Raw genomic sequence first — 10743 nt, 5'->3', positions numbered from 1 at the left:
CTCCTGCTCTTCTGTCGTCGGCGCACGCCCCTCCTGACCCCCGCTCAGCTTCTTGCGCCACCGCCGGATCAGATCCGGACGCACATCCAGCTCCCGGGCTACATCGCTCAATCGGCGGCCGCTCTCGTACGCCAGACGAACTGCCTCGCGCTTGAACTCGTCACTAAAGCCCCGTCTCGTCTTGCCCATTCGTGAACTCCTTCCCGCCCATTCTCTGGGCTAGAAACTTGTCCACAAAATCGGGGCAACTCCACTTTCAGCATTCGGGTGGCACCTGCAAAGGGGCACCATCAGGCACCTTTTCTGAGGGGCTCCCTATGCGTCCTCCAGCCTTTCAGCCTCGACAATGCAGTAAAAGGGCTCCATATCCAGTTTCTTCCCGAATTGAAAGTACTTCGTCATTCTCAGCCCACATTCCTTCAAGAATGACCTTGTCGCCGCCTCGGGATCATTCGACATGTCTATCCCGAACCTCCAATACTCTCCCATTCTCTCTATGACTTTCACGGATCTTTTGACTGCTCTCGAAATCTTGCCCGATATGAATGCCTCGGAGTAGAAGTCTTGAGCGATGATGGAGCCATCTGCACACAAGTCCGCCATTTCCCTGAGGGTCTTCTTGACGATGTCGGGCTCTAGGAACAAAGAAACGCTTTGCCAGAGGAACAGGGTCTTCCTCGTCCTGTCAAAGCCAGCTTCCAGGAGCTTGTCGGCCCAGGATTCTCTCGAGTAATCAACTGGGATATAGGTGATCCAGTCATTTGCTATGCGTGCTCTTTTCAGGGTCTCCACTTTCACATTCAGTGTCCCGGGCTGGTCGAGCTCGAAGACCTTGGTGTTCTTGCCCTTCGTGAAATGAAGAGCTATCAGATCGAAGCCAGCCCCAAGGATGACGATCTGCTCCATATCGTCGACGTAATGCTCCATTATCTCGTCGAACATGACCACCCGTCGAGTCGGAGTCGAAGACATTGTCTCTTTGCCTAGCTCGTCAAGTCGACCAAAGGCGGTAGTAAGACCGAAGAGCCTCTGGGCAACGATGAGAGCTCCAAGGGTCGACCACAGTCCGAAATGTGATTCACATGGCAACTTCTTTGTGAATGCCACAGAAATGGGGTCCGGTCTGGCGCCGAAGTAATGCATGAACCATCGGTATTGAAGCGCCTTGATCGCTGTGAAAGAGACGCCCAGTCTTGCGCTCACCACCATTTCCTTGAATATGGCGTCTATCAGCCCGACAATGGCAACCGGGATGAAGGCCACCTGGATTGGTATGTAGAGAACTACTTGGAACAGCTTGATCAAGAAACGTACTGCACCCGACTGCTGATTCTCCGAGCTCTTCCTGGTCATCGAATACCCCCCGGCACAGGAGACAAGAGCGCCAGTCACACGGGAGAATCATATGTCACGGGTGCAGCCGCGCTTGGAGCGAGATCTTCAGTATTCGGCTGGCACCTGGGCCGAGCAGATCCGAGGGTTCCCTCAGTATTCGGCTGGCACCTGGAGACTGGGGGAAGTCTAAGTCTCAGAATCTACAAGGCTTAGATAAGAGGGTGGCACCTATTCTGACCGGATCGCGGTTGCCGATTGGCCGGGAGCCAGGGAAACCGGCGATCGACCCATTGGCCCTCTTGTGCTCGAGAACCGACAGCGGATCGAGGCCGGCCGGATTCAAGATCCCACCGGTCGAGTCGCTGACCGCGATGATCCGCGCGCCCGCGTCGGCAAACAGCCTGGCCGCTACCGACCCGCGTTGCCGAACCCCTGAATGACCACGGTGGCTCCGTCCAGCGAGCCAAGATCCGGCACGATTCCCTGCTCAACGGCGCGCGCGGCGCAGATGAGAGCGCCACTGGCCGTCGCTTCACCGCGACCGCACGATCCGCCCATCGAAAGGGGCTTGCCGGTCACGACCGGCAGGTTGTTTCTTCCCGGGTGCAGCCCTTCGTAGGCGTCGTAGATCCAGGCCATGGTTCGCGCGTCGGTGTTGACGTCGGGTGCCGGGATGTCGGTATGGGGCCCGATGTTGTCACCCAGACCTTCGATGAACCGGCGAGTAATCGTCTGCAGGTCGTTCGTGGTGAGTTTTTTCGGATCGCACACCACGCCTCCTTTGGCGCCGCCAAAAGGCACCTGGACGATGGCGCACTTCCAGGTCATCCAAGTGGCAAGCGCCCGGACTTCGTCGAGTGTGACGCCGGGGTGAAACCGGATGCCACCCTTGCCCGGACCACGAACGTTGTTGTGCAGGACTCAGTATCCAACAAAGATCTCGATCCCGCCTTTTTCGGTTTGAACCGGAAACTCGACCGTAACCGCCTTCATCGGGCGCCGGAGATACTCCCGCAGCCCCTCGTCGAGGCCTAGAACGAAGCGCTCGGCAGCGTCGAACTGAAGCAGCGCCACGAGGTGCGGGTTGAGCTCCTCCGGATAGCCCTGGCTAATCGACGGGACCGCGGTAGGAAGATGCACCGTCATGGCCTGCTTCATAGAATCGACAAAACGTCCCTGCAGAGCGATATTCGTCGGCCGGTGTCAGGAGTTCGTCAGCGTGCGATACGCGTATGCGAATCGGTCTATGGCTGCTCTACCTTGCGGCCGTCTGTTGGCCGCGCTGGCCTGCGTTGTGCGACGGAGTTCTTTGAGCGGTGTCTTCGCCAAAGAGATTTCTGATCGTTGCTGCGCCCCAACATCGGCGGGAAGCTAGTAGGAACTGTCGGCCAACAGGCTGATCCTGCCAGAGTGAAATGCACTCGGCACAGAGCGGGACGGCGCGATCAACTCGGCCAGGGCCTTGCTGACGCACTACGCAACGAGTCGGTTCGCCGCACGCGAAGCAAGGAGTTGCAGCGCGACGTGGCATAGACAGCATTCTCCGGCGCCTATAGGTCCTCGTCGAAGGACTGCACGAACTCCTCGGATTCTGCCTTGTTGAGGTCGCCATAACTACGCCCTGCGAGCAGGTTCTCGTAGAGCTGCTGCGCTGCTGCACTGCGTCCCGACCACCAAACCTGCAAGCTTCCCTTCAAGTTATAGAAGGCGAACAGCTACTGGCTGTACCAGCAGCCAATCAGGTAAGTCCCCGTGCTGCCGTTAATTTCATCGTACTTGTCTATGAGGACCGAGACACCATTGTTGCCCTCGTTGCTTTCATCGACGATTCCACCCGGGGGCTGGTTGCCGCGATGCTGATCCAGCATTACTGTGCCTTCCACGATGGCAATGCGCGCGCTCATGAGGAAAACCTCCCCTAATCCTCTCTCCACTCCGGCTGCCAGTCGCCTGCCGGTAGTAGAGCCTTGTCCCGTGAATGAGTAAGTAGATCTGGCGAGTCTCCAAAAGATGGACCACGCCCCCGGCCTGGAAAAGCAATTCCGGCTCTGCAATAACGAACCTGAGCACGCTCATCGTTCCTAGAATCGCGGCACGACCGAGGATCTGCCGGCTGCTAGACTCTTTGTCTCCCTCCCGAGGCGGTCGTCCGGCATGAAACCCGAGCCAACCAATCCCGACGCGGTATCCTTTCTGAGAGGCTCGCAATCGAAGAGGCTACCGGACGACGAGGCCACGGCAGAGACATTGCCGCTCCCAGTCCTGGCCGAGTTCTCCGACCAGCAACCCCAGCGCTATGTCATCAAGCAGGATGACAACGGTCGGTACCTGACCAGCCGCGAAACCCCCGAGATCAAGGTCCGCCTGCAACGGGACCTCTCGGTGACCGCCGCCGCGGCTCGCAAGGCCCCGGAGGGAACCATATTCTTGGACGGCACAGCCCAGGACGAGCCCTTTCTGGATCACGAGCGGCAGGTCTTCAACCTCGACCACCACGAGGGCGTCATCCGCCGGTTCACCCTCTCGGCCTGCGAGCAGGCGATGGTCCTGGTTCTGAGGGGGCTGGATCTCCGCGAGCGACCGTGGACGATCCTCGCCAACCAGCCCGACCTCGACACGGTCCTGGCCATCTGGGTGCTTCTGAACAGCGTCAACCTGGGCGACGAGCAGCCCGAGATCCGGCGTGCTTCCATACCGCTTATAAGGGTTGAGGGGCTGATCGATTCCCAGGGACTCGAGTTCCTGGAGTTCAGCGGTATGGGTGAGACCGACTTGAAGGAAACGCTGGCCCGGCTCGACGCGCTGCGTGAGGTCGAGCTGTCGGCCTCGGACGAGGGCAATGAGGACACACTCCTCGAAAGCCTGATGGCGCAACTCGGAATCGTCGACCGGATGGTTTATCCCATTGACTTCTTCGACACCATGCCGGGTGTCGAGGAGCTCGCGCTCGAGGAGCTGTCACCTGACCGAATCGTTGTCGTCTGTCGCTGTGACTGCGGCATTTATGAGGCCGAGCCGGTTCTCAAGCGGCTATACGGCAAGCGGCTGGGGATCGTCGTGCTTCAGAAGGGCCCCGGCGCCTACACTGTGCGCCAAGTCGATAGCTTCCTTCCGGCGAACCTCAAAGAGGCCTACCGGACTCTCAACTTGGTGGATCCGGCCGTCAAGAACAGCCGGTCGTCGAACTGCTGGGGAGGTTCCGGCGAGATCGGTGGTTCGCCCCGGGGCTCCGGAACGCAGCTCGAGCCCGGAGACATCGCCGCGGCCTGTCAGCTCGCCTACCGTCGCCCATCGCTCAAGCAGTGCGCGACATCGGCTGGGCTGGCGTTCCTCTTGAGTTCGCTGTCCATGGTCGTCGGCTGGGTGATCGCAGCTGTGAGCTCGGCGACGCCGTCCTGGCCCGGTGTGATGGGGCAGCGAGAGCTCGCGCTCTTCGGCGGCGCCGCAGTCGCCGTTACCTGTCTCCTGCTCTTGACTCTCAAGGCTTCACGGAGACCAGGACTCTTCGGCATTCGGCTCCCCGCGGGCTGGGACTGGTTGTGGCTGAGTCCCTTGGCTGTGGTGGGAGCTCTGCTCGGCGGGGCTTGGATGCCCGGGGTCGGTGGCTCTCCGAACCTCCTACAGCTGGCGAAGCTCGTGCCCTTGTTGCTTCTTCTACCCGTGGTCGCAGAGATCACGTTCCGGGGAGTCGCCCAGGGCGTCCTGATGGCGCGCTACCGGGCCCAGCGGACGGGAGGACCGTGGTTCGTTTCCTGGCCGGCTTTGCTCAGCGCGGTCTTCTTTGCCCTCTGGACCGTCCCCCTCTACCTCGCTCTGCCGGCGACGACCGCCAGCCCCTCGTCCTCGCTGGTCGTGGCAATCTTCGGAGGCCTGCTTCTGGGGCTGGCACTGGGCATCTGCCGCGAGCGCGCTGAAAGCCTCGTCGCGCCGCTGACTCTGCACTACCTCGGCGCCGGAGCCTTCCTGCTCGCGCGGTCGCTTCTCTGAGTCCCATAGGCTCTCCCGATTCAAGCATTGACAGCTTAGCGTCTCCAGGGCAAGAGCGGAGCGGCTCTCCGGCGTCTTTGTTCCGCTTGTCTCAGAGAGCCCTTTGGCGATGACTCGCGGAGTCAGCAAGCATCCTGTTTTCGGTGCTTTACGGTGGTGGGCCGTGAGGGAATCGAACCCCCGACCATCAGATTAAAAGCCGCCCCCAGCAGCCCAGAGAAGGACCAACCAGGACAGGCAAGGCCAGCATTTTCAGCGACTTACGAGAACCGCTGTTGTCCTCCTCGGTCCCGATTTGGCCCACTTTGGCCGCCCGCAGTGCAGCGAGAGTGCAGCATGAGAGCCGCGCGGGCGGCCTGAGCCGGTGTCTCGTCCGGCACAGCACACACTATCTCGCACGACCTCGGGCAGCGCCATCGACCTCGGCTTCATGGCCCGGGCATTCGTGCAGACGACGCTGCCGCACAAGAGCACCGATGCTCTCGTCTTCACCCGCCGCAACGGCCGCCTGACGCTCAAGATCACCGCCGACAAAGACTTCGGTCTGCCGTACGGGCGCTATCCGCGCCTTCTGCTCGCCTGGATGACTCGCGAGGCCTGCCGCACTAAGTCACGACGTCTCGAGCTTGGCCGCTCGCTCTCCAGCTTCATGAACGAGATCGGCCTCACGCCGACCGGCGGACAGTCCGGAACGATTCCCCGTCTTCGCGACCAGATGGCGCGGCTCTTCCTCTCCACTGTCTCCTTCACCGACTTCGACCCGGGCGCCGGCAGGCTCACCGATGATCGGTTCACCATCGCCGACAAGACCCGGCTCTGGTGGTCGCCATCTGGGCCAGGCGACGAACCATTCTGGGGTTCCTACGTCATCCTCAGCGAACTTGGGTTCCGCGCCCTGGCCGAGAAGCCGGTACCCATCGACATGGCGACTCTTCGGGGCCTGCGCAGCCCGCTCGCGCTAGACATCTACTGCTGGCTCACCTATCGCAATAGCTACTTGAGACGGCCGACCCGTATCCCGTGGCCGGCACTCGCCGAGCAATTCGGTGCCGGTTACAACGATCGACGAAACTTCAAGCGCAAGTTCAGGGCAGCGCTACTGCAGGTCCTCATGCTCTACCCGTCGGCACGCGTCGCAGCGGTTCCCGGTGGTCTGCGCCTCCATCCGTCAGCCAGTCACGTTCGACAGGCCCAAGAGTTTTGACTCACGGCTGTGGAAACGCGGAGTTTTCCACACATATCCGGTACCCCCCGGCACGCATAAACGGTACCCCCTCGGCGGCGAATCCACGCATGAACGGTACCCCCATCCCTGTAGTTGTTCCTGTAGTTCTCCCAGTAGTAGTCGCCACCTGTCTGTGGAAACGCCCACTCGACCCCCGGTCCAGAAATCCCGCGGGACTCCCACCCCTCCCAACAGCACCGGCGACGGCGGCGGCGGACCCTCGCTGTTCCCAGCCAAACGTCAACTGATACCGCGAGCTACGAGCCGCCGCCTTATGGCCTCGGGTGCCCCAGGAAACCCGCCCGAAGCGCAGCCACGAAACCGACACCTTCAAGAGGCTCATAACTCAAGACAACTCGCGCGAGTTCGAGCGGACCTTCGGGATCCTCTTCGCGCTCGAGGATGCTGTCGATCGCTTCTCGGACCGCCGCTGAGCCAAATCTCGCCATATCGGAACCGAGCAGCTCAGCGCTGGCGAACTTGTCTTCGAAGCCATGCCGCTCAATGAGATCTGCCTCATCCTCGATGGAGAGTCGAGGCTCCCGGATCTCAAGATAGTGCTTGCCGATGACGACGAGGTCGTACGCGTCCTTATCCTGAGCCGGACCTCGGCGCCGATCTTCCCAGGCCAGGAGCTTCAGCACGGCAAGTGCGGGCAGTGTAACCACGGGCACGCTCACGTTGCCGGGAAGCACAACTCCAACCGTGGATTCTGCCACCTCTGTGAACCCGACAAGGTTCATTACGGGGTTTCCGTTCGGAGGCCAGGCGATCGTTCGATCTGGCCTTTCGACGCCTCCGAAAGGAATCAAGTCGATCAAGGTACCGTTCGGATGCCTGAATCTGTGCTGCATTCGTTCGTCGAGTTTCACGTCCTGAGTGTCCAATGCGTCCTTGAGGCGCTCGAAGGTCTGCCAATCGGCGCATTCGATCGCGAAATCGACATCATGGGTTTCCCTACCGGTGTCGATCTTGTGCCCGAACTCCAGCCACAGATCTCGGGCCAAAGCACCAGTCACGTAGATCTTGCAGCCAAGGCGCGAAGCGGCATCCAGGACTGCTGCGATCGCCTCAGCGAGTCCAGCGAGCGAGGTGTACCCGGAAAGGTCCATCTATCTTTTCCTCGTAGAGCCGCTCAGCTGTTTCGCGAGCTCGCGGGTCGGCCAGTGCAAGCAAGTCTGCATACACCAAGACGGGTGGCACAATCTGCGTCCTCTTGTCTGTATCGAAACGCCAGAACTTCTTCCGAAAATCTACTCGGCCATCAGCGTCCTTCTTCAGACGTTTCGCCGCAACCAGACGTGCCGGGACCTTGTCAGCGTAGATCGTCAAGGTTCCCGGCTTGAGGTACTTGGTTAGCCGTGCTGCGGCAGGCTCGCCTCCCCACAATGCGCCGTGGTGCCGAAGATCTGTCTTTCTCCACCACCGGATGTCCTCGGCTTCGAATCGCTGGAGCAAGAGCCGCGGTCGCAGATCGCGAGCGTAGGCAGGTACCCAAGCGTCAAGAAGTTCCTTCGGCTCCACGAGTCGGCGGTCGAATCTCCCAAGTCTCATGACGTACCCATCGTTGATGAGATCCCGCATCACCCACTGCACGGTGCCGAGGGCGACACCGACGGTGTCGGCAAGCGTCCGATAATCAGTCTCCGCCAGCTCGAGTCGACAAAGGAGCGCGAAGAGCAGCTTCAAGCCGCTCGGCTGGAACGCACGGCGCCGCTCTCGCTCAGCCTCGAGCCGCAGTGTGTCCTTCTCTCCCTTGACCCAGATGTAGAGTCCTTCCTGCCGAAGATAGGCGTTGCCGGCTGCGTCGACGAAGTTCACTCCATTCTCCCGAAGCCGGTCCGCCAGCTTCGGGTTGATGTAGTCCGCTACAAGCAGTTGAGGCGTGTCAGCGAGGCCAGGCCGAGCAAGGGCATCGGCAACATGCTGAGTTGGCCGAGCCTTCACCTCGACGACGAACTCGACTTCCCCCTCCGGGTGGTGGAGCTTTACGACAGCATCAGCGCGCTTGGTTGGCAGCAGGGGCTCCCGGTGCAGGATCTCCCAGTGAAGTCCCAGGCGTTCGAGTGCTTCTTCAGCTCTGTGCAGGATGGTCTCTTCTGTTTCGCGCATGGCGGCACCTCGGCGTTCATTATGCCACAGTGTTCATGATTAGTGAACACTTCAACAGAGTGAACATGCTCCGCCGGCCCCCGTATGGTGCCAAAAGTCGGCCGACATGACGTCGCTCTGCCTACAGGTAGGTCACGCACCACCGCCTCGCTTCTTCTGGACCCCATCTGGCGTGGGCCCGTAGTCTCCGGCGATGTCTCACTCTCTACACTTCCTCGTTTTCACGATGGCCGGATGGCTGAACCGCCACCAGGTAGACTTGATCGACTACCTGCGAGAAGAGAATCGGATCCTGCATCAGCAGCTCGGCAGCGGGCGTCTGCGTCTCACGGATGAGCAGCGCCGTCGTCTTGCGGTCCGGGGCAAGGTGCTCGGACGCAAGGCTCTGGGTGAAGTGGCCGGGATCGTCACACCCGACACGATCCTGCGGTGGTATCGGAGGCTGATCGCCAAGAAGTACGACGGCAGTTGCCACCGAGGTCGAGGTCGCCCGACCACGGCGAAGCAGATTGCGGAGCTGGTCGTCAGGATGGCGGAGGAGAATCCCAGGTGGGGCTACACCCGGATCCGTGGCGCTCTCGCCAACCTTGGGCACCAGATCGGTCGCAACACGGTGAAGCGGATTCTCCAGGATCATGGGATCGAACCGGCTCCGGAGCGGAGCCGGCGAACGCCCTGGAAGACGTTCCTCGAGGCTCACTGGGATTGGATCGCAGCGGCCGACCTGTTCACGGTGGAGGTGCTGAGCTGGGGAGGGCTCAGGCGCTACTTCGTGCTTTTCGTGATCGAGCTCAAGACCCGTCGAGTGAAGATCGCTGGCATCCACAGCCAGCCGTACGGGGAATGGATGGAGCAGATGGCACGAAATCTGACCGACGGATTCGGTGGTTTTCTCCGCAAGACGCGTCACCTGATCCACGATCGGGATTCGCTGTACACAAAAGCGTTCAGTGAGATCTTGCGGGGGAGCGGCGTGGAGCCTATACGGTTGCCGGCAAGAAGTCCGAATCTGAACGCCTACGCGGAACGATTTGTGCGCTCGATCAAGGAGGAGTGTCTGAGCCGGGTAGTGTTCCTCGGCGAGCGGCATTTGCGGTTCGTCGTCCACGAGTACGTCGAGCACTACCACCGTGAGAGGAACCACCAAGGACTCGACAATGAGCTGCTGACGCCGTTGTCGAGACCAGCGGACCGAAATGGAAGCGTCCAGTGTCGGGAGAGGGTCGGTGGGCTGCTCAACTACTACTATCGTGAGGCCGCGTGAGGTGTGGGCCGATTATTGGCACCCTACGGGGTTGAAAGCAGCTCGGCGACGACTGGGCTACTCGCAGAAGAAACTGGCACGGCATTTATGCGTCGACCCCACCTCTATTCGATACTGGGAAAGCGGCCAGACCGTTCGGTTCTTCCGGTGCCGAAGACTCGTGAAGGACCTTCTCGACGAGCTTGATATTGCGATCGAGAACACGGTTGCGTTGAGTTAACGAGTGGTTCGAATCTAGTGGCGCGTCACGTCCGAGAAGGGCGACTTCTGGGACCTTCCGAGACTTGTCGTCGTGGTTCGATCGCAAGGTCGCGGCCGCCGATTTCGCCTTCACTCTTCAGAGTGGAGTCGTCCGCTGCCGCATCGAGTGCTCAGGTCTATCGCCCACGGCGTCCGGAGCGCACGGTCCTCTACCGAGCCCTGGCTCATCACTTCGAGCGCTTCCTTCAGGTACATGCGGAGCGTCTCAGTCACACCCACTGCTATACACACTTCGCTCCGCGAGTTCTCTCGCGCGAAAGAAGCTTCGCACCTATTCTCTGGGAAGTCCTCCAGGCGGGCCGTCCGCCGTCACTAGGTCCGTTTCGTTGAGAATTAGTGTGGCTGCGGCCTCGTCTTCAACGCGAACCGCCTTCTTCCACGTTTCCCAACCGAGGTGCGGGCTCCGCGCGTCAAGTTGACAGTGCCGCCCGCGCGCCTAGCCGGAAGAGCGGGCCACGGCGCCGCCGCCGCTACCAGGAGGCGAAGTCGTCGGCGTGGATCGCGCCGTTCGAGGTGGTGACGGTGCCGCCGACGTGGCCGAGACGCACGCTCCAGAGGT

Annotated in this window: 14 protein-coding genes; 4 read left to right on the top strand and 10 right to left on the bottom strand. The window is 60.9% G+C overall.

Annotation, left to right across the window (positions count from 1 at the left end):
- The 7 genes from GY769_15870 to GY769_15840 form a co-directional block, all read right to left on the bottom strand.
- A partial coding sequence (locus GY769_15870) for a transposase (GenBank protein MCP4203396.1) occupies positions 1–189 on the bottom strand: 189 nt, incomplete at its 3' end.
- Between the two features lie 126 nt (positions 190–315).
- Complete coding sequence (locus GY769_15865) at positions 316–1305, bottom strand: class I SAM-dependent methyltransferase (GenBank protein ID MCP4203395.1); 990 nt, start codon at positions 1303–1305, stop codon at positions 316–318.
- Positions 1306–1528: 223 nt separating this feature from the next.
- A complete protein-coding gene (locus GY769_15860; GenBank protein ID MCP4203394.1) occupies positions 1529–1735 on the bottom strand; it encodes a hypothetical protein in 207 nt (68 codons plus the stop codon).
- Between the two features lie 8 nt (positions 1736–1743).
- Positions 1744–2253, bottom strand: a complete 510-nt coding sequence (locus GY769_15855) for a Glu/Leu/Phe/Val dehydrogenase (protein ID MCP4203393.1) — start codon at positions 2251–2253, stop codon at positions 1744–1746.
- Positions 2254–2256: 3 nt separating this feature from the next.
- Positions 2257–2481 carry a hypothetical protein gene (locus tag GY769_15850; protein MCP4203392.1) on the bottom strand — a complete coding sequence of 75 codons (225 nt, stop codon included), beginning with the start codon at positions 2479–2481 and terminating at the stop codon, positions 2257–2259.
- Between the two features lie 404 nt (positions 2482–2885).
- Positions 2886–3032: a hypothetical protein gene (locus GY769_15845; GenBank protein ID MCP4203391.1), complete on the bottom strand. Its 147-nt coding sequence runs from the start codon at positions 3030–3032 to the stop codon at positions 2886–2888.
- 18 nt (positions 3033–3050) lie between these two features.
- A complete protein-coding gene (locus GY769_15840; GenBank protein ID MCP4203390.1) occupies positions 3051–3239 on the bottom strand; it encodes a hypothetical protein in 189 nt (62 codons plus the stop codon).
- A gap of 250 nt (positions 3240–3489) precedes the next feature.
- Between GY769_15840 and GY769_15835 the strand changes: the two genes are divergently transcribed.
- Together GY769_15835 and GY769_15830 are read left to right on the top strand one after the other, a co-directional pair.
- Positions 3490–5322, top strand: coding sequence for a CPBP family intramembrane metalloprotease (locus GY769_15835; protein ID MCP4203389.1), 1833 nt, complete (start codon positions 3490–3492; stop codon positions 5320–5322).
- A gap of 364 nt (positions 5323–5686) precedes the next feature.
- Positions 5687–6526: a pirin gene (locus GY769_15830; GenBank protein ID MCP4203388.1), complete on the top strand. Its 840-nt coding sequence runs from the start codon at positions 5687–5689 to the stop codon at positions 6524–6526.
- A 293-nt stretch (positions 6527–6819) separates the two neighbouring features.
- Here the strand turns inward: GY769_15830 and GY769_15825 are convergent, their stop codons facing one another.
- The gene (locus GY769_15825) at positions 6820–7659 is read right to left on the bottom strand and encodes a hypothetical protein (protein ID MCP4203387.1); all 840 of its coding nucleotides are present in this window, start codon (positions 7657–7659) and stop codon (positions 6820–6822) included.
- Entirely contained in the window at positions 7619–8659 is a 1041-nt protein-coding gene (locus tag GY769_15820; protein ID MCP4203386.1) for a hypothetical protein, read from the bottom strand. Before GY769_15820 ends, GY769_15825 begins: the two co-directional genes overlap by 41 nt.
- Positions 8660–8852: 193 nt before the next feature.
- Here GY769_15820 and GY769_15815 point away from each other — a divergent pair, with 193 nt between their 5' ends.
- Together GY769_15815 and GY769_15810 are read left to right on the top strand one after the other, a co-directional pair.
- Positions 8853–9923 carry a transposase gene (locus GY769_15815; protein ID MCP4203385.1) on the top strand — a complete coding sequence of 357 codons (1071 nt, stop codon included), beginning with the start codon at positions 8853–8855 and terminating at the stop codon, positions 9921–9923.
- 31 nt (positions 9924–9954) lie between these two features.
- The gene (locus GY769_15810; GenBank protein ID MCP4203384.1) at positions 9955–10143 is read left to right on the top strand and encodes a helix-turn-helix transcriptional regulator; all 189 of its coding nucleotides are present in this window, start codon (positions 9955–9957) and stop codon (positions 10141–10143) included.
- A gap of 110 nt (positions 10144–10253) precedes the next feature.
- Here GY769_15810 and GY769_15805 read toward each other — a convergent pair whose 3' ends face one another.
- A complete protein-coding gene (locus GY769_15805; protein MCP4203383.1) occupies positions 10254–10397 on the bottom strand; it encodes a hypothetical protein in 144 nt (47 codons plus the stop codon).
- Positions 10398–10743: the final 346 nt, after the last annotated feature.

Source organism: bacterium (genome assembly GCA_024224155.1).
Lineage (GTDB): Bacteria > Acidobacteriota > Thermoanaerobaculia > Multivoradales > JAHEKO01 > CALZIK01.
Note: the sequence above shows the minus strand (reverse complement) of the source record. Positions and strands in the feature narration are given on the sequence as shown.

Coding starts and splice junctions, on each gene's coding strand:
- GY769_15840 (MCP4203390.1), bottom strand. CDS start 3,239: ATGAGCGCGCGCATTGCCATCGTGGAAGGCACAGTAATGCTGGATCAG.
- GY769_15850 (MCP4203392.1), bottom strand. CDS start 2,481: ATGACGGTGCATCTTCCTACCGCGGTCCCGTCGATTAGCCAGGGCTAT.
- GY769_15820 (MCP4203386.1), bottom strand. CDS start 8,659: ATGCGCGAAACAGAAGAGACCATCCTGCACAGAGCTGAAGAAGCACTC.
- GY769_15815 (MCP4203385.1), top strand. CDS start 8,853: ATGTCTCACTCTCTACACTTCCTCGTTTTCACGATGGCCGGATGGCTG.
- GY769_15825 (MCP4203387.1), bottom strand. CDS start 7,659: ATGGACCTTTCCGGGTACACCTCGCTCGCTGGACTCGCTGAGGCGATC.
- GY769_15835 (MCP4203389.1), top strand. CDS start 3,490: ATGAAACCCGAGCCAACCAATCCCGACGCGGTATCCTTTCTGAGAGGC.